The following is a 24146-nucleotide window of genomic DNA, read 5'->3' as shown; positions in this document are numbered from 1 at the left end:
CATCTCCATTTACAAATGCTAATATCAAAAAATGGAAATGCATACCATTATATGGAAATAAAGATTTTCAACGGAATGGAGATAATCCGCCGCGCCCTTTCCGAGTGGCAATGGATGCGATAGTGATAATTCCTGAGTTTAGGTGGGATTCGGAGACGGTGATGGAACAGGAAAAGGGAAAGCGGGGCCGCAAGGCGGCAGAAAACGCCGCGCCCTCATCTGTGCAGGTTCTGGACCGAAGCCTGAAGCTGCTGGCGCTGATTGCCGAAAATGACGGCTCGACACTGACCGACCTTGCCGATGAAAGCGGCATGGCGCCTTCCACCGTGCACCGGCTTCTATCGTCGCTTGCCAATCATGGTATGGTTTCTCACGATCTGGAAAGTGGAGACTGGACCATCGGCGTCAAGGCTTTCGAGATCGGCAATGCCTTCCGCCGCTTTCGCAAGCTCGGCATTCTGGCGCGGCCCTATCTCAAGACATTGATGGAAACGACAGGCGAAACCGCCAATATCGGCGTCGAGGATGGCGGCGATGTGGTGTTCATTTCGCAGATAGAAAGCCATGCTCCGATGCGCGCCTTTTTCCGGCCCGGACGGCGCGGCCCCATTCATGCATCCGGCATCGGCAAGGCCATATTGTCCACTTGGTCGGACAAGGAAATCGCGCACGCTCTCTCGGGCCGCACGCTTGAACATTTCACGCAGCGCACCCTTGATACGCTGCCCGCGCTATTGAAAGACATTCAGGCAACCCGCACCCGCGGCTGGTCTATCGATGATGAGGAACACACACTCGGCATGTGCTGCATCGCCGCTCCCATCTTCAACGAATATAGCGAGGCGATTGCCGGCATTTCCGTTTCCGGTCCTGCCGTGCGCCTGCCGAAGAAGAAGCTCGAGGAATTCGGGCCGCTGATCCGCGCAACCGCCGATGAGCTGACCCGCGCCATAGGCGGCAAGCGACCGGAAGAGTTTTAACAAAAAGACCCGCAGCAGATCGCTCCGCCACGGGTCATCCTCCTCCAAGGATTGGGTATCAGGCCAGTTCAGCCTTGAGCGGCTTGCCAGCCACATAGGTTTCGACAATGGCGCGGTCATCGCCCAGCGTCTGCAGCAGAAACAGCTCCTGCTCCAGCGTCGCGCCAGCCGCCATGCGCAGCCGCATCGGCGACGTGGCGGACGAATCCAGCACTACGATATCGGCTTCCGTACCCTCGTCGAGCGTGCCGATCCTGTCTTCCATGGAGAGGGCGCGGGCGTTGCCGAGCGTCATCATATAGAAGGACTGGAACGGGTTCAGGCGCTGTTCGCGGAGCTGGAGGACCTTGTAGCCCTCATCCATGGTACGCAGCATGGAGAAACTTGTGCCCCCGCCGACATCGGTCGCCACCGCCATGCGCACGCCCGATGCCTTCAACCGGTCGCGGTCGAAGAGGCCTGAACCAAGAAACAGGTTGGAGGTCGGGCAGAAGACGGCAATCGAACCGGTTTCCGCCATGACACGCACTTCGCGTTCTTCCAGATGGATGGAATGGCCGAGCAAGGTCTTGTCGCCCAGAAGGCCGTAATGCTCGTAGATGCCGAGATAGTCCGGCGCATCCGGATAAAGCGACTTGGTGAAGGTGATCTCGTCGTGATTTTCGGAAAGATGCGTCTGGATGTAGCTGCCGGGATGCTCACGGACAAGCGCCTGGCTTGCCTCAAGCTGCTCCGGCGTGGATGTAATGGCAAAGCGCGGCGTGATCACATAATCAAGGCGACCCTTGCCTTGCCAGCGCGCAATCAGCGCCTTCGTATCGTCATAGCCCGACTGTGCCGTGTCGCAGAGTGCAGGCGGCGCATTGCGATCCATCATCACCTTGCCGCCAAGCATGCGCATGTTGCGATGCTGCGAAGCACGGAAATAGGCATCGACACTCTGCGGATGCACGGAGCAATAAGCAACCGCCGTGGTGGTACCGTGGCGGATCAGCTCGTCAAGAAAGCGCTCCGCAATGAATTCGGCATGCTGCTCGTCGGCGAATTTCTGTTCCGCGACGAATGTATAGGTGTTGAGCCACTCCAGCAGATTGGCTGCATAGGAAGCAACTACCTGTGTCTGCGGATAGTGGATATGCGTGTCGATGAAGCCCGGCAGGATCAGGTGCGGGCGGTGGTCGGCGACGTTGACGTCGCTGCCCGCCTCGGCACGGACTTCGGCATAGTCTCCGAGGCGCAGGATACGGCCATCTTCGACAAGAACTGCGCCGTCTTCGATATAGCGATAAGCAGCATTGTCATCGAGGCTTTGCGGTTCGTTACGAAAGGTTAGCACGCGGCCGCGAATTAGAAGCTTGGTCATCGAATTGGTCCTTATTTCGGGCCTTGCGTGGCAGACTGGTACCAGGAAGCAAGAAGCTGGCGCTCTTCCTCGCTCACGCCGGTGACATTGGCAGGCGGCATGGCATGCGAGCGACCGGCCTGCAAATAGATTTCACGCGCATGTGCGGCAATATCCCGGTCGGTGTCCAGCACGACGCCCTTCGGTGGCGCAATGATGCCTTCCCAGCCTGGTTCCTTGGCGTGGCACATGGCGCAACGCCCAAGAACGGTATCCCGCACTTTTTCAAAGTGCGGGTCCGAGATGAAAGATTGCTGCAATGCCGAGACCTTCTGTTCCTCCGGCTCACCGGTCAGAACCTTCGGCACCGTAGAGAGCCAGATGATGATGATGAACAGGATCACCGTTACCAGCCAGGTCCAGGTTGGGCTGCCCTTGCGGGCATGCTGCGTGTTGAACCAGTGACGGATCGTGACCCCCATCAGGAATACCAGCGAAGCGATGATCCAGTTGAACTCGGTCCCGAAAGCCAGCGGATAGTGGTTCGACAGCATCAGGAACAGAACAGGCAGCGTGAGATAGTTGTTATGCGTCGAACGTTGCTTGGCGATCTTGCCGTATTTCGGGTCCGGCTTGCGGCCTGCGATCAGATCCGCCACCACGATCTTCTGGTTCGGAATGATGATCATGAACACGTTGGCAGACATGATCGTTGCTGTGAAGGCACCGAGATGCAGGAAAGCTGCACGTCCTGTAAACAGGTGTGTATAGCCCCAGGCCACCACTACAAGGATACAGTAGAGAATGACCATCAGGAGCGTATCGCTCTTGCCGAGCATCAGCTTGCAGATCGTGTTGTAGGCAATCCAGCCAAAGGCCAGCGAGGCAATAGAAATGCCGATGGCGACCGGTACGGAAACATCGAGAACATTCGGATCGATCAGGTAAAGATCAGCCCCGGCATAGTAGACAATGCAGAGCAGCGTGAAACCCGACAGCCAGGTGGCATAGGATTCCCATTTGAACCAGGTCAGGTGTTCCGGCATTTCGGCGGGCGCAACCAGATATTTCTGGATGTGATAGAAGCCACCACCATGGACCTGCCATTCCTCGCCATGCGCACCTTCCGGCAAGCCGGGACGCTGGCGCAAGCCCAGATCAAGCGCAATGAAGTAAAAGGACGAGCCGATCCACGCAATCGCGGTAATCACATGCAGCCACCGCGCTGCGAAGCCTAGCCAGTCCCAGGCTACGGCAAAATCATACATCAGGGACTCCCATTTCTTAGCCCGTTTCTTGGGCCAATTCTTAGCCCATTGTTCGTTGTTGCATTATGTGCCAAAGGAATCAGGTTCAGGGAACGTCACATCACGACCAGCACTTTCAAAAAAATCTAGACAATCGTGGAGGGGACGTATGTCATATCTTGATAATCTGCGCGTTTTTGTGCGCGTTGTCGAATTGGGAAATCTATCTGCGGCGGGTCGCGATCAGCGCGCATCGCCGGCAGTTGCAAGCAATCGAATCAAGGAGTTGGAGAAGCATCTGGGGGTCAGGCTCTTCAACCGGACGACGCGCAAGCTTACACCGACCGAACATGGTCGCGTATTCTATGACGGAGCATTGAAAATCCTCGAAGCCGTGGATGAGGCGGAAGCGGCCGTAGCGGAATTGGCGAAGAATCCGAAGGGATCGATTCGCATCACCGCCCCGCTTGGCTTCGGGAGACGGCTGATTGCATCGGGGATTCCGGAATTTCACGACAAATATCCGGACATCGAAGTACGGCTTCGTCTGTCCGATCATGAAGTCGATATCATGAGTGAAGGCGTCGATGTGGCTTTCAAGCTCGGTGTTCTGGAAAATTCGAACCTGCGTATGCGCGGTATCATGAATTGCGAGCGCGTGATCTGTGCAGCGCCTGAATATCTGGAAAAACATGGGGTTCCGCAGTCACCGGACGAATTGCTTGGCGACAAGCATGACTGTCTTCTGCTGCGCTTTCCAGGTTCGAAGGAATATTACTGGTCGCTGCAGACGGCGGAAGGCTTGCGCAAGTTTGAAGTCACCGGGCCATATGACTCGGATGACGGCGACGTATTGACGCAATGGGCGCTCGGCGGGCGCGGCATCATCAACAAGCCGCTATTCGAAGTGAAGGAATATATTCGCGACGGGCGGCTGGTTCCCATTCTCGAAAGCACGCCGCCAGCGCCGATCCAGCTTGCTGCGATTTACCCGCACAAGCGCTTTCAGGACCCGAAGGTGCGTCTCATCATCGATTTCATGACGGAACGGTGCCAGAGATTGATACGGGAAGCCCTGGCATAGAGCGGCTCAAACCGCTCTATACTTATTTGCAACCTTGAGAGTTCCAAAAGAAAACCCGCCGGATCAGGCGGGTTGCGATACACGTACCGAAGTCAGAACCGCCGTCAGAACTTCGGCTGCGGCCAATGCCGCAATGACTTCTGGCCTCTTGTCTTTTACAACGGCTCCACCGACGGGGCAGACAAGATTTTCAAAAAGATTCTCGCTACCGATTTCCCGTTTCAACCAATTTTTGAAAGTGGCCTTTTTGGTCTTCGAGCCGATCATGCCGACATAGACAGCATCACGCCGCTGCAATGCCTCCGTGACGATGAGAAAATCAAGCGCGTGGTCGTGGGTGAGGATGATAAAGGCGCTGCCCGGCGGCGCGGAACGCACCACCTGTTCAGGCATCGCCGAAAGGCAGGTTTCGACGCCCGGCACATCGCAGGCCATCAGTTCCGCTTCGCGGGTATCCACCAGAATGACGCGCACCGGCGTCAGCGAAAGCGCATGCGCCAGCGCATCGCCAACATGCCCCGCACCGAAGATATAGACATGTGGCCGCGTGGCTATTTCAGCATCGACCTTGCCGACAAGCTCGTCGGTGAGTCCGCGATTGACACGTCTGAAGCTTAAGCCCACCCGTCCGCCGCAGCACTGGCCGATTTCAGGACCGAGAGGAACATCCATCGGTGTGTCCCTGCCGCCAGCCAAGATTTTCCGGGCATGGTCAATCGCCATATATTCAAGCTGACCGCCGCCGATGGTTCTAAAGATTATGTCGCGGGCAACCAGCATCCACGCCCCCGCATCGCGGGGCGCAGAGCCTTTCACATCTGTAACTTCAACCAGTACACTGTCCGGACGCCGGTTGAGAAAAGCCCGGATATCGTCGCGTGCACCCGGCATCTTTCTAGCCCTTTTGCTTGCGGAGCCGTTCGATGGCCATCAGCACACGTTCCGGTGTTGCGGGCGCATCGAGGCGCGGGCAGACCTTGTGATCCGCCACGCTGGCAACGGCATCAGCCAGAGCATGCAGCACCGACAGACCAAGCGGCAGCGGCGGTTCACCGACAGCCTTGGAGCGATGGATTGTCGGCTCATAGGCCTCGGACCAGTCGGTCAGCGCGACATTGAAGATCTTGGGCCGGTCGGACGCCAATGGAATCTTGTAGGTGGACGGCGCATGGGTACGAAGCCGTCCCTTGTCGTCCCACACAAGCTCCTCGGTCGTCAGCCAGCCCATGCCCTGCACGAAGCCGCCTTCAACTTGACCGATATCGATGGCGCGGTTCAGGGAACGCCCGGTATCATGCAGAATATCGGTGCGCTCCACCACATATTCGCCAGTCAGAGTGTCGACGGAAACTTCGGAACAGGCTGCTCCGTAAGCATAGTAATAGAAGGCATGGCCCCGGCCCTTGGCACGGTCCCAGTGAATCTTCGGCGTCTTGTAGTGACCAGCCGCCGACAGCTGCACGCGACCGATAAAGGCCTGCTTTACGAGGTCGTTGAAGCTGATTTCCTGATTGCCGACGCGCACCCGGTTGGGAAGGAACACGACCTGATCTTCCGGCACCTGATATTGCTGCGCCGCAAAATGGATGAGGCGTTTCTTGATCTGGCGGGCGGCATCCTGTGCAGCCATGCCGTTGAGATCGGCACCGGAAGAAGCCGCCGTCGGCGCTGTGTTCGGCACCTTGGCAGTGGTGGTCGCAGTGATCTTCACCCGATCAATGTCGATCTGGAATTCCTCGGCCACAACCTGCGCCACTTTCATATGGAGCCCCTGCCCCATTTCTGTGCCGCCATGGTTCATATGCACCGAGCCGTCATTATAGACATGCACCAGAGCGCCAGCCTGATTGGACTCCGTCTTGGTGAAGGAAATACCGAATTTCACCGGCGTCAGTGCCATGCCGCGTTTTACATAGCGGCTTTTCGCGTTGAATTCTCGGATCGCTTCGCGGCGCTTTGCATAATCGGAACTTTCCTCAAGTTCCGCAACGATGCGCTGAATGATGCAATCTTCGACCTTCTGATGGTAGGGCGTGACGTTGCGCGTCCCATCCTTACCCATCTCGTCGTAGAAATTGCGCTTGCGGATTTCGAGCGGATCCTTGCCGACAGCGAAAGCCACTTCATCGATCACGCGTTCCGCACCGACCATGCCCTGCGGGCCGCCAAAGCCGCGAAATGCAGTGTTGGAAACCGTGTTCGTATAAAGCGGCGCCGACTGCGCATGAACAGCCGGGAAGAAATAGGCATTGTCGCAGTGGAACAGCGCGCGGTCGCCAACGGGTCCCGAAAGGTCAGCCGAAAAACCGGCGTTGAGGGCGAAAAGATAATCGACGCCCAGAATATTGCCGTCATCGTCGAAGCCGACTTCATAATCGATGACAAAGCCGTGGCGCTTGCCGGTCGAGGTCATGTCCTCATCGCGGTCGAGCCTAATCTTCATGGCGCGCTTGTGCTTCTTGGCCGCAATGGCTGCAATGGCCGCCCACTGGTTGGCCTGCGTTTCCTTGCCGCCGAAGCCGCCGCCCATGCGGCGCACTTCCACCGTCACGGAATGGCTCGGCACGCCCAGCGCATGGGCAACCAGATGCTGCGTTTCGCTCGGTCCCTGCGTTGAGCAATAGACGGTGACGTCTTCATCCTCGCCGGGAATAGCCAGAGAAACCTGGCCTTCCAGATAGAAATGATCCTGCCCGCCAAGATACATGCGGTTCTTGATACGATGCGGCGCGGCGTCGATGGCCGCGCGTGCATCGCCGCGCTTCAGCGTCAATGGCGTGGTGACAAGCCGGTCCTTCAGACCGTCCAGCGCATCGATGGAATAAATGCCCGCTGCTTCCTCATATTCGATCTTCGCCAGACGGGCAGCGCGGCGCGCCTGATCGCGGGTTTTCGCGATAACCGCAAAGATCGGCTGGCCATGAAACTCGACCTTGTCGACGGCAAAGATCGGGTCGTCATGCATGCCCGATGGTGAAACATCATTTTCGCCGGGCACGTCCTTGTAGGTCAGCACGTCGATTACGCCGGGAGCGGCGCGCACTGCCGACAAGTCAATCGACTTGAATGAACCATGTGCAACGGACGAACAGCCGACCCCGATATGCAATGTGCCTTCGGGCTCCGGTATATCGTCGATGTAGACAGCCGTTCCGGTCACATGCTTGTGGGCGGAATCGTGTTTCTGGTCGGTCGCGACGCCACCCACAATGCGGGCGGCTTTCAATGCGTTTGCAGGATGCTTGTTCATGATTGCCTCCTCACGCCGCCGCGATTTCAGCCGCACGCAGCGGCGTGTAACTGCCTTCCGTTTCGGCGAAGAAACGCCGCAACAGATTGCGCGCCGCGAGCAGCCGGTAATCCGCTGTCGCGCGCATATCGCTCAAGGGCGTATAGTCTTCAGCATAGGCTCCCAATGCCGCTTCAACCGTGGCCTCGGTCCAGGGCTTGCCCGTCAGTACCGCTTCCACCGCACGGGCGCGCTTTGGCGTTGCCGCCATGCCGCCATAGGCGATGCGAATTGTTTCCACATTGCCGGCCGTATCGAGCGTCAGGTGGAAGCTGCCCAGCGTCGCCGTAATGTCTTCCTCGAAGCGCTTCGATACCTTGTAAATGGCAAAATGGCTTCCTTTCGCCGGAACCGGTACATGCACGGCCTCGACGAACTCGCCGGGCTGGCGATCCTGCTTGCCATAAGCAATGAAGAACTCTTCCAGCGGTATGGTACGGCGCTCCGCCCCCTTGCGCAGGGTCAGCCTGGCATTGAGCGCGATCAGCGGCGGCGGCGTGTCGCCAATCGGCGAACCATTGGCGATGTTGCCGCCGATGGTGCCCATATTGCGCACCTGCTCGCCACCAATGCGGTTGATGAGGCTCCCCAGCTGCGGAATGCGCCGGGCAAGAAATCCGAACGCTTCCGTGTAGGTGACACCTGCGCCGATGGTAACAACACCATTTTCCTCACGGATGGAGCGCAATTCCTCCAGATGGCCGATAAAGACGACCGGGGAAATATCGCGCATCATCTTCGTGACCCACAGGCCCACATCGGTGGAACCGGCAACGATGGTTGCCTTCGGCTCTGCCGCCAAAATGGTCGCGAAATCATCGATATCACCGGGCACGATCAGGCGGTCCTTGCCTTCACCCACTTCCACCCGCATGCCATCGCGCATGGCGGTCAGCTGTTCAAGAACATGGGTGCGCTCGGCTGCGAGCGGATCTTCCATGACTGTGCCATAGTCAGAAATGATGCGGGCGGCGCGCATGATCGCCTCATAGCCCGTGCAGCGGCAAAGATTGCCCTGCAAGGCTTTTTCGATCTGCGCATCGGCAGGCTTCGGCTCGCGCATCCACAAAGCGTAAAGCGACATGACAAAACCCGGCGTGCAGAAACCGCATTGCGAGCCATGGAACTCGATCATCGCCTTTTGCACCGGATGCAGATCGCCATCGGCCCCGCGCAGATGCTCGATGGTCACAACATGGCAGCCATCCAGCGAACCCATGAAACGGATGCAGGCATTGACGCTCTCATAAACGAGCTTTCCGTCGGAAATCTTGCCGACCAGCACCGTGCACGCTCCGCAATCGCCCTCGCCGCAACCTTCCTTGGTGCCACGCAGCTTGGCGGACAACCGCAAATAGTCGAGCAGCGTTTCGGCCGGGGAAACGCGGTCGAGTTCGACCTTTTCACCGTTCAGAAGAAAGCGGATCGTGTGTCGCACAGACTGGTGCACAGGCTGATTCATGGCGCTTAGCTCCCGCGATAGGTGGAATAGGAAAACGGCGAAACGAGAAGCGGTACATGATAATGCGCTTTTTCATCGGAAATGCCAAAGCGCAGAGGGACGACATCAAGGAACGGTACAGCATTTTCGGTCTTGCCGAAATATTCGCCGACATGGAACAGCAGCTCGTAAGAACCTGCCCGCAAATTCTCGCCCGACAGCAGCGGCTCGTTGCAGCGGCCATCGTCATTGGTGCGAATTTCCCGGATTGGTTCGACCTGCTGATTCTCGACGCGGCGCAATTCGATGCGCAGATTTGCAGCTGGTTTGCCGCTTACCGTGTCGAGGACATGCGTCGTCAACCGGCCATTACCGCTTTTTTCCTGACCCATTTGCACTCCTGCAGCTTGCTGATTCTCTAACCACGTGGGTTGGAAAATGCTGCAAGCTTTTGATTTCTGGTAGTTTATTTGAGCCCAACGTCGCCATTGGCTGTGGGGGCCGCAAACCACACCATGTTCCCAGCATTCAGTATTTCGCGATCCTCCTCATTGCGAAAGATGGTTATCGTTGGATGTCTTTCAAATTTTTGAAGGGGAATAATAGCGATAAATCTTTATTATCATGAGTAAAACGAACGAAATGAGGGAAAACCTGCAATGAAATATCCGCGCAATCTCGTCGGCTATGGACGCAACACGCCAGATCCGCGCTGGCCAGGGGGAGCCAATATCGCTGTTCAGTTCGTCGTCAACTATGAGGAAGGCGGCGAATGCAGCATTCTCGACGGCGATGCGGCCTCCGAATGCCTTCTGTCCGAGATTGTCGGCGCGCAGCCCTGGCAGGGCCAGCGCAACCTCAATATGGAATCTATCTACGAATATGGCGCGCGCTCCGGCTTCTGGCGTCTGTGGCGCGCATTTACCCGCCGCAACATGCCCGTCACCGTCTATGGCGTGACGCTCGCCATGGCGCGCAACCCCGAAGCGGTTGCAGCGATGAAGGAAGCCGACTGGGAAATTGCCAGCCACGGATTGCGTTGGTGGGAATATAAGGACGTGCCGGAAGAGGTGGAACGCAAGCACATCCGCGATGCGGTTCGCCTTCATACGGAGATCACCGGCTCGCGCCCGCTTGGCATCTATCAGGGCAAGCCTTCCGACAACACGCTGAAACTGGTGATGGAAGAAGGCGGTTTTCTTTATTCCGCCGACTCCTATGCCGACGAGCTGCCTTACTGGGTTGAAGGCCCGAACGGACCGCATCTGATCGTGCCATATACGCTTGATGCCAACGACATGCGTTTTGCAACGCCGCAGGGTTTTAATTCCGGCGACCAGTTCTATACCTATCTGAAGGACACGTTCGACGTGCTCTACCGTGAGGGTGCGGAAGGTTCACCGAAGATGATGTCCATCGGCCTGCATTGCCGCCTTGTCGGCCGTCCCGGTCGCGTGGCCGCACTCGAACGGTTCCTCGACTATGTGCAAAGCCATGACAAGGTCTGGGTGGCGAAGCGCGTCGATATCGCCCGCCACTGGCATGAAAACCATAAGCCGGTCACAGCCGACGTCGTGCCGTCGAAAGCCGACAAGGATGCATTCGTTGCGCGCTATGGCAGCATTTTCGAGCATTCGCCCTGGATCGCCGAACGCGCATATGAAGCCGGTTTCAACCGAGAAGAAGACACCGCATCTGGCCTTGCGGCCGCGATGACGAAGGCATTTCGTGCCGCTTCGGCAGATGAGCGGCTTGCGGTCTTGAAGGCGCATCCGGATCTTGCCGGCAAGCTTGCGCAGGCCAGACGGCTCACGGCGGAATCGACCGCCGAACAGGCAGGAGCCGGTCTCGATGCGCTAACCGATGCCGAAAAACAGGCTTTCACCGAACTGAATGACGCTTATACCGCGAAATTCGGCTTTCCGTTCATCATTGCCGTGAAGGGCCGTAACAAAAAGGAAATTCTCGACGCTTTCCAGCGCCGGGTTTCCAATGACCGCGACACGGAGTTTGAAACGGCCTGCGCTCAGGTGGAGCGTATCGCCCTCCTGCGCCTCAAGGATATTCTGCCGGAAGCGCTCTACTGATCCTGCCGCCTGGAAGGTCGGCTTCTCACATAAGGAATTCCCCATATGGGCAACGACAAGAACAATCGCAGCTATTACGCACCGACAGGCGGATTGCCGCCGCAGACCCAGCTTCTCACTGATCGCGCCATGTTCACCGAAGCCTATGCGGTGATCCCAAAGGGCACGTTCAGCGATATCGTAACGAGCTTCCTTCCCTTCTGGGACAAGACGCGGCTTTGGGTGATTGCGCGCCCCCTTTCTGGCTTTGCCGAGACCTTCTCGCAATACATCATGGAAGTGCAGCCAGGCGGCGGCAGCGACCGTGCCGAGCTGGATGAAAGCGCGCAAGGTGTGCTGTTCGTTGTTGAGGGTGAGATTGCCGTCACCGTGGCAGGCAAGACACACACGCTGACCGAAGGCGGCTATGCCTATCTGCCACCGAAGAGCGGCTGGACGCTCCGCAACAATGGCGCGGCAACAGCGCGGTTCCATTGGGTGCGCAAGGCATATGAATATGTCGACGGGCTTGATGTTCCCGACCCCCTATTCCTCAACGAAAAGGATATCGCGCCCAACCCGATGCCGGACACCAACGGCGCCTGGGCGACGACCCGCTTTGTCGACCCGAACGATCTGCGTCACGACATGCATGTCACCATCGTGACCCTGATGCCCGGCGGCGTCATTCCATTTGCAGAAACCCACGTCATGGAACACGGGCTTTATGTGCTGGAGGGCAAGGCAGTCTATCGGCTCAATCAGGACTGGGTGGAAGTAGAAGCAGGCGACTTTATGTGGCTGCGCGCATTCTGCCCGCAGGCCTGTTATGCGGGTGGTCCCGGCAAGTTCCGATACCTGCTCTACAAGGACGTTAATCGGCATATGAAGCTCTCGCGATAGGCCACACCCGACTCATATAAGGGGTCGATCTTGAGGCTTCTGACATGATTACAACTTGCCTGAAAATCACTCCACGGTCTTGAGTATCTGCATATAACGAAAAAGGCCGGATCACTCCGGCCTTTTTCCTATCTGGGGGAACAACCGCGCGCTCAAGCCCGCAGTTCAGATATTCTGGAGGAGGTATCCCCCAGTGCGGTTCCTGTTTTACGGAACCGCACAATCCGTTTGCTTTTACGCGGCTCTGAACGCAAAATCGCTTCGCACTTTTGCTGGAAATACCTATTGCGGTTCCGGTTAAAAGGGAGTCGTCGGAACCGCTCTGGGTATTTGTTTCGCCGCATTATCCTACGCAAAACCGCTTCGCACTTTTGCTGGAAATGCTCCAGCGGTCTGATTCCGATATTTGCATCCCTCGGATATGAGCGCTGAGCAAATATCGGAGTCAAAAAGACTACTAATAACTTTATGAATCTAGTGGATTTTTCGAATTTGAAGTTTGAAATGGGATTAGTATCGGACGGGTATCAAACGTCAAATTCAATCCACTAGAAAGAACGCTGAAAGCGGACCATTCCCTGCCAAGCGTCCTTACCATCCAGTACCGACTTCTCGTCGCTCCATTTTGTGTAAGAGACTTCGGGTGTGACAGTGAAACCCGAAACGACTTCGTAAGCGACATTTGCAGTTGCCGCGAAAGTTGAAGTTCCATCGTAAGCGGCCTGGAGATTAAACGTCGCCTTCTGGCTGGCACGGAAGGAAGCGCCGCCCCAAACAGCCCAATCGCCACCCCAGGTACCGTAGAAACTGTTGATAGCACGAATTCCACCGATAACAGTCCCGTCGTTACCCACCACGCGGATATATTCATCATCGATATTCTTATAGCCGCCCATAACCCATAAGGAAAAACGGTCGGTCACATTGACATCGGCGCGGATTTTTCCGGCCCAGCCTTCATTAAGTGAGTCATATGCAGCTACAGCCGTCAAAGCGCCCCAGCCCTGTGCAAAACGAAGGCCACCAACGACATGAGGCGTATAATCGTCAATCGTGCCGTAATAACCATATCGCGAATCGGTATCCACGTTGTTGCCCTGTTCGAGCGACAGGATTGCGGAGAACCCGTTACCACTCGTGAAAGTGTAGCTGATGAGGCCTGTGCGGTAGCCACCCGCCAGGATCACATCGTCGTTGATGACGTTACCCAATTTGCCTGGAAATGTGACGAAAGCCGATTCATCGAGACCAACGCGCAGGCCGCCGAGCTGGATATAGGCAAAACGAAGTGCGCCCGAAGCGCCTTCATAACCATCAGCCCAGTCATAGCGCGTTTCCGCAAAGGTCGTCAGAGTACCGAGTTCCGTTTCCGAAGCCGTACTCAAGCGTAACGTAAACCGTGCAAGCTTTCGCCAAGTCTTATTGCCATCCACATCACTTGCGAAGGCACCGTCGACACTTCTGTAGAAGCCCCGGCCATATACATTGTCGCCGCCAGCTGCATCGTAACGCACGTAACCTGAAATGCGCAGGCAGGTTTCCGTGCCGGGAATATAGAAGTAGCCCGCTCCATAAGCATCACAGACGCGTACATATTCGACAGCTTCAGGTTCCGGCGCAATTACCGCGTCGGCAGCATAAGCACTTGATATGCTCACCAACGTCGCCGCACATCCACATAATATATTCTTCAATTTCATGCCTACCTCCTGTTGATCTGGTGCCAGCCCATTTAGCTACAACCGGCAGCCCTCATCAACACTATAAAACAAATATAAATATGTATTATTTACAATGTTGCATCTTTAATACTAATTATTATTTAGTAATTTTCTTTGAAGATTATAATAATTTAATTAAATTATAAAATATTATGCGGAATATTATGAATATATATTCCAAATAATACCTCTAAATTACTTTATAATAAAACTGGAAGGCGCAACCAAAACAAAAACGGCGAGCCGAGGCTCGCCGTGCCATTCTTTCGACTGGAGATCAAAATTGAAAATAGCGCAGTCCTTCTACACTATCGAATGGCTCTTTCAATGTAGTATAGATACATTGAAATGAAAAGTTAAATTTAGTGTATAAATTATTATATAATTTATACACTATTTAACTCAAATAAACACTGATTTAATTGGGTGCAATACAAGTAAATATTTATATATACTAACGCAACTCCCGAAAGTGGGGACCAGGTTAGGGAGTTATGCGTGAAAACAAATAGATAGAGCCGTTCCAGCGACTCCATTTTAACTGGCAACGCTCTAAATACCCATCCACTTACCCAAGGCGGCAGAGGGATTACCTTCTGAGATAGACAGGGGGGGGGCACGCCCCCCCCAACCAACATCAGAACGAGCGCTGGAAGCGGACCATGCCCTGAACAGCATCTTTCCCGTTAAGATAAGACTTGCTGTCACGCCATTTGGTATAAGAGACTTCCGGCGTAACTGTGAAGCCCGGAACCATTTCGTAGGCCACGTTGGCAGTGGCTGCGAAAGTACTGGTGTCGTCATAGGCAAGCTGCGCGTTGATGACGGCCTTGTCGGTAGCCTTGAATGCCGCACCGCCCCATACAGCCCAATCCCCGCCCCATGTGCCATAGAAGCTGTTGATCGCACGAACAGGACCAAGCACGTCGCCATTGCCGTTGGCCACGTCAATATATTGGTCTTTCATGGACTTATAGCCGCCCATCGCCCAGACAGAGAAACGGTCCGTAATGTTTACGTCGCCACGAACCTTGCCGGCCCATTCTTCATTGCGCGCGTCATATGCTGCAACAGCGGCAATCTTGCCCCAGCCGCCTTCATATTTCAGACCACCAACGACATGCGGGGTGTAATCCTTGATGACGCCGTTGAAGCCGTATTTGTTATCCGTATCTTCATTATTGCCCTGTTCGAGCGACAGGATGGCAGAGAAGCCGTTGCCACCGGTGAAGGTGTAGCTGATCAGGCCCGTACGATAACCGCCGGCGAGAATCACATCATCGTTGATGACATTGCCAAGGTAGCCCGGAAAGGTGACGAAAGCCGATTCATCAAGACCAACCCGGAGTCCACCAAGCTGGATATAGGCAAAGCGCAGCGAACCGGAGGAACCTTCAACGCCATTACCCCAATCATATCGGGTTTCGGCAAAGGTCTTCAAAGTGCCGAGCTCGGTTTCCGAAGCCGTCGAGAGACGCAGCGTAAAGCGGGCTTTGTTATCCCACGAGTTGCGGCGCGTATCGACGCTGCCGTCACGGTCAACGAAACCGCGTCCATAGACATTGTCACCGCCAGTGGCGTCGTATCGGACATAGCCGGATACGCGAAGGCAGGTTTCGGTGCCCGGAATGTAGAAATATCCAGCACCATAGGCATCGCAGACGCGAACATATTCAACGGATTCAGGCTCAGGCGCCACGACGGCATCGGCAGCATGGGCACCTGTAATAGCGGCCAGCGATGCCGCGGAGCCGAGAAGCAGGCTCTTGAGTTTCATTTTCATTGTCTCCAGAAATTTTTCAGACGAGGCTTCTTAGAAGATATCTATCAAATACATCAATTCCAATTTTAAGCATAAATAGAACACATATTGATAAGTGTGCCAATTAAGACACTAATTATAGATTGCTTTCCTTTGTCGCAATTAAATATTACTTAGACATCACTGGCAATTAATATGAAACTACTTACAGTTAGCAATTACATAATCTCCCTTACGGCATAGCTAATATGACATCACAAAAAGAAAACGGGGCTGAAACAGCCCCGTCCATCTCGTAACCCCTTATAAAATCGCCGCTATTTTCCTGCAGCCTGCTGCGCATAAACATAGCTGTCATAGGTGTATTCAGCGACCCGGAACCACTCGAAGCCCTCATCGCGGAACTTTTTCCATGACGGATAAATTTTCGCCCAAGCCGGATTTTTCTCATTGTATTCGGCATAAAGCTCGAATGCGACTTTATAGGCAGCATCCAGAACGTCACGCGGCAAGGGCTGCAATTTGACCCCTTTCGACACCAACGAACGGATCGCAGCGGTGTTCTTCACATCGTAAAGCGCGATCATGTTCTGAGTCGCGGCTTCGGCCGCAGTGTTCAGCGCCACCTTGTATGGCTCCGGCAGGCTCTCATATTGCTGCTTGTTGATGAAGAAATGCACCGAGGCACCGCCTTCCCAGAAAGCCGGATAATAATAGTATGGTGCGATCTGGTAGAAGCCGAGCTTCTCGTCGTCATATGGGCCGACCCATTCAGCCGCGTCGATCGTGCCGCGTTCCAGCGACGGATAGATGTCACCGCCGGGAAGCTGCTGCGGAACGACGCCGAGACGTGACATGACCTCACCGGCCACGCCCGCAATACGCATCTTCAGACCCTTCAGATCTGCAAGGCTCTTGATTTCCTTGCGATACCAGCCACCCATCTGGGCTGCCGTGTTGCCGCCGACAATGCCAACGATGCCGTAATCGGCGAGGAACGTATTATAAAGCTCGTTGCCACCGCCGTGATAGAGCCAGGCGTTCTGCAGGCGCGTGTTCATGCCGAAGGGGATCGCCGTGCCGATGGCGAAAGCCGGGTTCTTGCCAGTGAAATAATAACCGCATGTATGGGCCATTTCGACGGTATTGGCCTGAACCGCGTCGATAGCCTGCGGACCCGGCACGATTTCACCAGCCTGGAACACCTGTATCTGGAACTTGCCCTCGGTCATTTTCGATACGGCATCAGCCATGAAGACCGCGCCGCCATAGATGGTGTCCAGATTGTTCGGAAAACCCGAGGTCAAGCGCCAGCGCAGCGTCGGCAATTCCTGCGCGATTGCAGGTGTCGCCAGAGCTGCTCCGCTTGTCGCCGCGGCGGCGCCGATTGCGGCTCCCTTTGTCAGAAATGTCCGGCGGCTCAAATCCTGTTTCATGTGTCTCCTCCTAAGATTATTCCGGTTTTATCGGGACTTACGCAATGCTCGTTTTCCCCTCACTGCGCAGGTTTTTGCTGTTGGTCGTTATCCTGTCCGAAGCTCGGCTGAGGTGAACCAAAAGAAGGTGCGGGCAAAGGCTCGTTCGATGGCGAAGGCGCGCCGAAAGGTGCTGGCGCGGTGCCAAACGGATTGCCGCCTCCGGCATCGGGCATCGGTACATTGATCTGGATCGATGCCGGATCGGCCTGCGGATGGCCGCTCTTGTAATGTGTAACGATACCCGGGAAGCTGATGATGATACCGACCATGACAAGCTGGATTATCAGGAACGGGATCGACCCCAGGTAAATCTGGCCAGATGTCACGGGCTGGATGGTCGCGCCCGTCACCTTGTCCTTATAGGGGCGGGATGGGGCGACCGAGCGCAGATAGAAAAGCGAGAAGCCAAATGGCGGATGCATAAAGGATGTCTGCATATTGACCGCCAGCATGACGCCGAACCAGATCAGATCTATGCCAAGACTGTCGGCCACCGGGGCCAGAAGCGGGATGATGATGAAAGCCAGTTCGAAATAATCGAGGAAGAAGGCCAGAAAGAACACCAGAAGATTGGCGACGATCAGGAAGCCGACTTCACCGCCGGGAATCGACGTCATCAGATGCTCGACCCAGACGTGGCCGTTGACACCATAGAAGGTGAGCGAGAAGACGCGTGCACCGAGCAAGATGAAGATGACGAAGGATGACAGCTTCGCGGTCGCATAAAGCGCCGAAGTCAGAATCGCCATGTTGAGGCGGCGGTTGATAATCGCGAGAAGCAGAGCACCTACTGCGCCCATGGCGCCGCCTTCCGTGGGCGTGGCTATGCCGATGAAGATCGTGCCGAGCACGAGGAAGATCAGAACGAGCGGTGGGACGAGTGAAAGCACCACGCGCTGCAGCAGCTTCCACCCTTTCAACGTGCGGGCTTGAGGCGGCAATGCAGGCACTGAATCTGGCCGCAGGATCGCCATGCCGATGATGAAGGCACAGTAAAACCCGACGAGCAGAAGGCCGGGGACCAGCGCGCCCTTATACATATCGCCGACCGAGCGGCCCAGCTGATCGGCAAGAACGATCAGAACGAGGCTGGGCGGAATGATTTGCGCCAGCGTGCCCGATGCAGCAATCGTGCCGCTCGCCACTTTGCGATCATAACCGTAGCGCAGCATGATCGGGAGTGAAATCAGCCCCATGGAAATGACGGAAGCAGCCACTACGCCCGTCGTGGCCGCGAGCAGCGCACCGACGACAATGACAGCGAAGGCAAGGCCGCCGCGCACCGGGCCAAAAAGCTGCCCGATCGTATCGAGCAGATCTTCCGCCATGCCGCTTCGCTCCAGTATCAGCCCCATGAACGTGAAGAACGGAATGGCCAGCAATGTCTCGTTCGACATCTGCCCAAAGATGCGATCCGGTATCGCTCCAAACAAATTGACCGGCAGAAGCCCTATCTCGATGCCGACGAAACCAAAGGCAAAACCGACAAAGGCCAGCGCGAAAGCCACCGGGTAGCCAAGCAACAACACGACCACCAGCGAAAGAAACATCAGCGGCGCGAGATTTTCCGCAATAAAAGCAACCATATCCGTTCCCCTCAGAGCGCCCTGGCTTCAGCGTCTTCAATGGCGACCGTATCCGGTATGCGCCCTTGCAGAATAGCGATGCGCTTGATGAGTTCGGAGATGCCCTGCAACGCAAGCAGCCCGAAGCCGATGGGTATCAACACCCAGACCGGCCAGAGAACGAGCCCGCCCGTATTGTTGGAGGTTTCGCCACTTGCGATCTTGGCTTCCACGATGGGCCACGACAGATAGATCGTGATGAGGCAGAAAGGCAGGAGGAAAAAGATCGTCCCGAAAATCTCGACGAGGAGCTGAGTCCGGCGCGAATAGCGGCTGTAGAGAAGATCGACCTTTACATGCTCGCTATGCAGCAGTGTATATCCGGCGGCGATCAAAAAGACTGCCGAGAACAGATACCATTGTGCTTCCAGCCACGCGTTCGAGCTGGCATTGAACAGCTTGCGCGAAATCGCATTAATGGCGCTGATAAGCACTGCCAGAAGCACCAGCCACGATACGGATTTTCCGATGAAATTATTGGCCGCGTCGATAGCACGCGACAACGCCAGCATAACCGACATCGCTCCTCCCCTTCTGTTCCGCCTCCTCAAGCGGTTTTGGAGCGAATGATAGGACTGGCGATTCCACGCCGCAAGCGGACGAAAGTTCTAAGAAACAGAGCGCTACCCATTAGTGGGTAAGGCGATATCGGGAGATGAAACTGGATATATGTTATTGCGAAGACAGGCGTAGCCGGTTTTCGATAGCATAGCGCGTAAGCCCGGCAGTGCTGGCAATTCCAAGCTTCTTCTTGATGTTCTTGCGGTGAGTTTCGACTGTCGCTTCCGAAATACCGAGCCGCGTCGCAATCTCGCGATTGCTTCCACCTTCGGCAACCAGTACGAGTACGTCATTCTCGCGCGTGGACAAGCCTTCCGACTTTCTTTCTCCGCTATCGAGTAGAGCTTCCGAAACGCCGGACGAGAAATATGTTCCGCCCGACGCAACCGCGTGAATGGCAGCAACGATTTCAGTCGTGGACACATCCTTTAGCACATAGCCCGACGCGCCGCGCATGATGGAAGTCGAGATGTATTCGCGGCTATCATGCATCGAAAGCATGAGAATACGAATGCCGGGCAACTGCTTCTTGAACAGTTCGATAGCGTCGATACCGTTGAGAAGCGGCATATTGATGTCCATCAGAACCACATCGGGATTGACGGAAAGCGCCAATTCAAGAGCAGCTCGCGCATTGGAGGCCGCTCCTGCAATATCGATATCATCATAGGTTTCGAGCACAGCTCGCAGGCCATCCAGCACCAGCGGATGATTATCCACGAGCAATACGCGAATCTTGCATTCGTTCGTCATGCGACTTCCGGTTCCCGCCTTCTTTCTGTTGCCGATTTCGGCAAACGCGCGGTGAGTTGCGTACCATCTGTGCTGGTTTCAACCAAGAGTACACCGCCGAAATGTGCCATTCGCTCCTGCATATTACGCAAGCCCAAACCCGACAGCTCGTCCTTCAGATCCCGCGCGGTGAAACCATTGCCGTCGTCCGCAACGGTCATTGTTACCTTGCCATTAGCACCCCACAGCCGGATTCCAACATGGCTTGCACCAGAGTGACGCTCGACATTGGTGAGCGCCTCCTGCACGACGCGATAAAGTGCAGTGCTTGCCTCCGGCTTCAGCGTCTCGTTCAGCCCGCCTGCTTCCAGCTGCGTTTCAATGCCTGTTCGCTCCGAAAAATGCTCACACAGGGCTTTAAGAGCTACCGTCAGCCCAAGATCGTCCAGAATGCGCGGGCGCAAATCGTGTGAAAGCCGCCGCACTTCCTTGATCGCACCATTGAGCGCATCCGATGCTTTCTCGATTGCAAGCGGTGCACCTCCGCTGCCCATTCTCACCTGACGACTTGCAAGATCGATAGCATAGCGAACACCGACGAGATTTTGGGAAATACCGTCATGAAGCTCGCGCGCCAGACGCGCTCGTTCTTCTTCCTGCGTGTCGATGATGCGCTGCGCCAGCTCCTTCAACTTGTTGTCGGCCATGCGCCGCTCGCGCAGATTGAGCAGCATACAGGTCGCGAAGACGAGCATTACGGCAGGCACGGCTATCAGGCTGACGATGAGGAAGGTTGTACGGATATTGGCACGAAAATCCGCATTTGCGGCGGCAGTCTGTGCATAGACGTCATCGAGATAGACGCCCGTTCCGAGCATCCACTTCCACTTATCCAGGCCAACAGCAAATGAGAGCTTGTCGGCCATTTCGCCGCTCGACGGCTTTTCCCATTTATATTGGTGCAGTCCTCCGCCTTCCTTGGCTTTGCCAATCAGATTGGCGATAACGCGGTCGCCGTCGGGATCGACAAGATCGAGCCAATTATGGCCGGGCCGGAATGTCTGACGGGGATGAACGACATTGTTGCCGTCGTAGTCATAGACGAAGAAATAGCCATCGCGACCATAATCGAGCGACGTCAGGATCTTTCGCACCTTTTCCATGGCTGCAGTATCGGCGGGACCAGCCTCGTCGTAAATCTGCTGTATGGAGGAAAGCGCCAGATTGGTAAGATTGAGAAGTTCTGTCTCCTTGGCTTTCAGCATATTCTTTTCGAAAGTCGCGATACTGCTTTGCACGAGATTTGCCGATTGCCAGGTAATAAAGGCGGTCACCGTCAGAATGGCCACGATAAGAGGCACAATCGCCAAGGCAACGATCTGATAGCGTAGCGTCACGTTCTCTCCTCCCGGCACCACAGGCAGGCCCGTCAACCAGTGACTTTAAAGTTCCCACCCCGCAAGGAAAAGGGGTGCGGAGAAAAACCTTGCGCTGTAGAAAATACAGTTTATAGGGATTAAATTGTATTAACATCTACTTATATAGCAAATATACAAACAATAATCCGTCGTTGAAGACATGGATATTTTATGCTCAATAGAGTTTTCCTGGACGCCGCGTCTTATTATACGGCTCCAGGACTCATTAGTTTCAGAGAGAATCTATTTATGAAAAACTATCGCTCAATCGGTCTTGCATTCACGCTCGCTTCCATTATCGGCACACCAGTGCTGGCGGCTCCTCTTCCCGGTGGAGCAAGCACTCTTCAGGAGACCTATCAAGACTGGACCGTTTCCTGCCAGACCCAAAAGGAAACAAGCATCTGTGTCATGCGTCAGGACCAGAGCAGTACACAGACCGGCCAGCGCGTCCTCACTGCAGAATTGCGCAATACCGACGGCAAGGTCGAAGGCGTTTTCCTGATGCCCTTCGGTCTCGACCTGGCAAAAGGCGCGGCACTCAAGATCGATGAAGCCGCAGGGCCTAATCTGGCTTTCTCCACCTGTCTGCCCCAAGGTTGTCTGGCGCCGGTAAGTTTCGACGCGAAGCAGGTCGCAGCGCTTAAAGCCGGCACCAATATCAATGTCACCACGACGGCCTTGAGCCCCAGCCAGCCTGTCGCCTTCAAGGTTTCGCTGAAAGGCTTTGGTGCCGCGCTCGACCGCATCACCGCGCTGACGAAGTAAGTCTCGGAGTTGCAAATCAAAAGCCATACGACGCGATGTCGTATGGCTTTTTTTTGTTAGGCCGGATGGGCCGAGACATGCGCGAGATGCCTGCGCCACCGCAATGTCATCAACACCGCAACGATGCCGAGACCGGCAGCGAGACCGAGCCAGATACCCACACCGCCGAGTTCGAACTTGAACGCAAGCAAGGCGCCGAGCGGCAAGCCGACACCCCAATAGCCGAATAGCGCCAGGAACATCGGTATCCGTGTATCACGCAGGCCGCGCAGCATGCCCGCAGCGACCGCCTGGGCACCATCAACAATCTGGAACAGGGCGGCAAGCGCAAGGAACGTAACGGCAAGTTCCATCACCGGCTGATTTTGCGGATCGTGCAGATCGAGAAAAACACCGATGAACAAGCGCGGTATGAGAACCATCAGGAGGCCCATCACAGCCATGAAGCCGACACCGAGGAAATAAGCGCTCCAGCCGGCATAGGCAATCGCTTTGGGGTGGCCAGCGCCATAGGCTCTGCCTACGCGCACGGTTGCAACCTGTCCGAAACCGAGCGGCACCATGAAGCTCAGTGATGCGATCTGGATCGCCACCGCATGGGCCGCCATGGCGGTGGGTCCGATACGACCCATCATGACGACGGCTGCATAGAAGATGGACGTCTCGAACACGAAAGTCAGCGCCATCGGGATACCAATCCGCCAAAGTTCAAGCAGGCGCGGCCAGTCAGGACGCCAGAACCGACCGAACAGATGATAGCGACGGAAGCGGCGATGACGCAGTGTGATGAACGCAAGTCCAAGGAACATCATTGTACTTGACGCTGTAGTGGCGATACCAGCGCCGTGCAGTTCCATGCGCGGAAAGCCAAAATGGCCGAAAATCAGCGTCCAACCGGCGAGCGCGTTGAAGCCGATAGCGAGTGCTGCAATCAGCAGTGTCCACATCGGCTTTTCCATGGCCGCAAAGAACGAGCGCAGGACGATATAGCCGAGATAAGGCAGCAGCGCCCATTGCAGCGTGTGCATGAAGTCGGTCGAACGAGCGGCAATATCAGGGCGTTGGCCGAGAAACAGAAAAATCTCCTCGCAATGCCAGAGCACAATCCAGATCGGGATCGCGATCATGATCGCGGTCCAGAATCCCTGACGCACGGTGCGGCGCACATCGCGGACTGAATGGCGGTTCTTGCCGAGCGCAATGGCGATCATCGGCATCACAGCTGAAACAAGCCCCATCGAGAAGATCATCAGCGTATGATAGAAGCTTGTCGCCAGCAGCGCCGAAGCAAGCGTGTCCGCGCCGAGACGGCCGATGAAGATGACATCGGTAGCCGTCAGCGCTGCCTGCGAGAGATTGGTGAAGATCAACGGCCAGCCAAGCTTCAGCGCCGCCGCCATCTCCCGGCCCCAGCGCTGCGTGCCGGATTCATGGGGTTGCTGAAAACCCGCATCAATTGTCCTGTCCATAGTTCGCTCCCCGAAGCATCCAGGGCCGTCAATCCGCCGGATGTTCCATTTTTACTGAGGCCGCACCTCGGAACATCAGAGACCAAGTCAATCTGAGAAGAGGCGTGGAAATACGATCATCGACCGTCCCATGCCGGCTAAGGATGTCCGTCGCTCGTAAAGCGACTACATCCCATTTTTCGGGTTGTTCAATTTCTATTGGGAACGTTGTGTATGTTCCAGAAACTGATCCGGAGCCAAGCGGGCTGCGCATCGATTTG

At 55.6% G+C, this 24146-nt stretch carries 19 protein-coding genes; 5 read left to right on the top strand and 14 right to left on the bottom strand.

All coding sequences use genetic code 11. The features are described 5' to 3' along the window. Window positions 1-161: 161 nt before the first annotated feature. Window positions 162-980 (top strand): IclR family transcriptional regulator, encoded by an 819-nt coding sequence (locus tag JNC70_RS06775; protein ID WP_104756505.1) that lies wholly within the window; start codon window positions 162-164, stop codon window positions 978-980. A 58-nt stretch (window positions 981-1038) separates the two neighbouring features. Here JNC70_RS06775 and guaD read toward each other — a convergent pair whose 3' ends face one another. Beyond that, entirely contained in the window at window positions 1039-2343 is a 1305-nt protein-coding gene (gene guaD / locus JNC70_RS06770) for a guanine deaminase (RefSeq protein WP_104756506.1), read from the bottom strand. A gap of 11 nt (window positions 2344-2354) precedes the next feature. Continuing rightward, window positions 2355-3590, bottom strand: coding sequence for a urate hydroxylase PuuD (locus JNC70_RS06765; RefSeq protein WP_104756507.1), 1236 nt, complete (start codon window positions 3588-3590; stop codon window positions 2355-2357). A 148-nt stretch (window positions 3591-3738) separates the two neighbouring features. On the opposite strand from JNC70_RS06765, the gene JNC70_RS06760 reads away from it, so the two are divergent. Further along, window positions 3739-4653, top strand: a complete 915-nt coding sequence (locus JNC70_RS06760) for a LysR family transcriptional regulator (RefSeq protein WP_104756508.1) — start codon at window positions 3739-3741, stop codon at window positions 4651-4653. A 63-nt stretch (window positions 4654-4716) separates the two neighbouring features. Here JNC70_RS06760 and xdhC read toward each other — a convergent pair whose 3' ends face one another. The 4 genes from xdhC to uraH are packed head-to-tail and all read right to left on the bottom strand — an operon-like array spanning window position 4717 to window position 9775. Next, entirely contained in the window at window positions 4717-5544 is an 828-nt protein-coding gene (gene xdhC, locus JNC70_RS06755) for a xanthine dehydrogenase accessory protein XdhC (RefSeq protein ID WP_104756509.1), read from the bottom strand. Window positions 5545-5548: 4 nt separating this feature from the next. After that, window positions 5549-7903, bottom strand: a complete 2355-nt coding sequence (gene xdhB, locus JNC70_RS06750; protein WP_104756510.1) for a xanthine dehydrogenase molybdopterin binding subunit — start codon at window positions 7901-7903, stop codon at window positions 5549-5551. A 10-nt stretch (window positions 7904-7913) separates the two neighbouring features. Continuing rightward, window positions 7914-9392 carry a xanthine dehydrogenase small subunit gene (xdhA, locus tag JNC70_RS06745; protein ID WP_208623472.1) on the bottom strand — a complete coding sequence of 493 codons (1479 nt, stop codon included), beginning with the start codon at window positions 9390-9392 and terminating at the stop codon, window positions 7914-7916. Window positions 9393-9409: 17 nt separating this feature from the next. After that, complete coding sequence (gene uraH / locus JNC70_RS06740) at window positions 9410-9775, bottom strand: hydroxyisourate hydrolase (protein ID WP_104756512.1); 366 nt, start codon at window positions 9773-9775, stop codon at window positions 9410-9412. 267 nt (window positions 9776-10042) lie between these two features. Here uraH and puuE point away from each other — a divergent pair, with 267 nt between their 5' ends. Together puuE and JNC70_RS06730 are read left to right on the top strand one after the other, a co-directional pair. Next, window positions 10043-11470, top strand: coding sequence for an allantoinase PuuE (gene puuE, locus JNC70_RS06735; RefSeq protein ID WP_104756513.1), 1428 nt, complete (start codon window positions 10043-10045; stop codon window positions 11468-11470). Between the two features lie 45 nt (window positions 11471-11515). Continuing rightward, the gene (locus JNC70_RS06730) at window positions 11516-12352 is read left to right on the top strand and encodes a bifunctional allantoicase/(S)-ureidoglycine aminohydrolase (protein WP_104756514.1); all 837 of its coding nucleotides are present in this window, start codon (window positions 11516-11518) and stop codon (window positions 12350-12352) included. Between the two features lie 548 nt (window positions 12353-12900). On the opposite strand, the gene JNC70_RS06725 is transcribed toward JNC70_RS06730, so the two are convergent. The 7 genes from JNC70_RS06725 to mctS all read right to left on the bottom strand — a co-directional run bounded on the left by JNC70_RS06725 (window position 12901) and on the right by mctS (window position 21628). Continuing rightward, window positions 12901-14052 carry a porin gene (locus JNC70_RS06725; protein ID WP_104756515.1) on the bottom strand — a complete coding sequence of 384 codons (1152 nt, stop codon included), beginning with the start codon at window positions 14050-14052 and terminating at the stop codon, window positions 12901-12903. A gap of 658 nt (window positions 14053-14710) precedes the next feature. Then, entirely contained in the window at window positions 14711-15850 is a 1140-nt protein-coding gene (locus JNC70_RS06720; RefSeq protein ID WP_104756098.1) for a porin, read from the bottom strand. 302 nt (window positions 15851-16152) lie between these two features. Then, window positions 16153-17271: a TRAP transporter substrate-binding protein gene (locus tag JNC70_RS06715; RefSeq protein WP_104756099.1), complete on the bottom strand. Its 1119-nt coding sequence runs from the start codon at window positions 17269-17271 to the stop codon at window positions 16153-16155. Between the two features lie 59 nt (window positions 17272-17330). Next, the gene (locus JNC70_RS06710) at window positions 17331-18899 is read right to left on the bottom strand and encodes a TRAP transporter large permease (protein WP_104756100.1); all 1569 of its coding nucleotides are present in this window, start codon (window positions 18897-18899) and stop codon (window positions 17331-17333) included. 11 nt (window positions 18900-18910) lie between these two features. Continuing rightward, window positions 18911-19459, bottom strand: coding sequence for a TRAP transporter small permease subunit (locus JNC70_RS06705; RefSeq protein WP_104756101.1), 549 nt, complete (start codon window positions 19457-19459; stop codon window positions 18911-18913). Between the two features lie 151 nt (window positions 19460-19610). Continuing rightward, window positions 19611-20252: a two-component system response regulator MctR gene (gene mctR, locus JNC70_RS06700; RefSeq protein ID WP_104756102.1), complete on the bottom strand. Its 642-nt coding sequence runs from the start codon at window positions 20250-20252 to the stop codon at window positions 19611-19613. Beyond that, window positions 20249-21628 carry a two-component system sensor histidine kinase MctS gene (gene mctS / locus JNC70_RS06695; protein ID WP_104756103.1) on the bottom strand — a complete coding sequence of 460 codons (1380 nt, stop codon included), beginning with the start codon at window positions 21626-21628 and terminating at the stop codon, window positions 20249-20251. The genes mctR and mctS overlap by 4 nt, the downstream gene beginning before the upstream one ends. A 270-nt stretch (window positions 21629-21898) precedes the next feature. On the opposite strand from mctS, the gene JNC70_RS06690 reads away from it, so the two are divergent. Continuing rightward, on the top strand, window positions 21899-22417 hold the full coding sequence (locus JNC70_RS06690) for an invasion associated locus B family protein (protein ID WP_104756104.1): 519 nt from the start codon (window positions 21899-21901) through the stop codon (window positions 22415-22417). A 56-nt stretch (window positions 22418-22473) separates the two neighbouring features. Here the strand turns inward: JNC70_RS06690 and JNC70_RS06685 are convergent, their stop codons facing one another. Next, window positions 22474-23886: an MATE family efflux transporter gene (locus JNC70_RS06685; RefSeq protein ID WP_104756105.1), complete on the bottom strand. Its 1413-nt coding sequence runs from the start codon at window positions 23884-23886 to the stop codon at window positions 22474-22476. Between the last annotated feature and the right edge of the window lie 260 nt (window positions 23887-24146).

The organism is Brucella oryzae (assembly GCF_041929965.1).
Classification (GTDB): Bacteria; Pseudomonadota; Alphaproteobacteria; order Rhizobiales; family Rhizobiaceae; genus Brucella; species Brucella oryzae.
The sequence above is the reverse complement of the archived record's forward strand: the minus strand, read 5'-3'. Positions and strand labels throughout refer to the sequence as shown.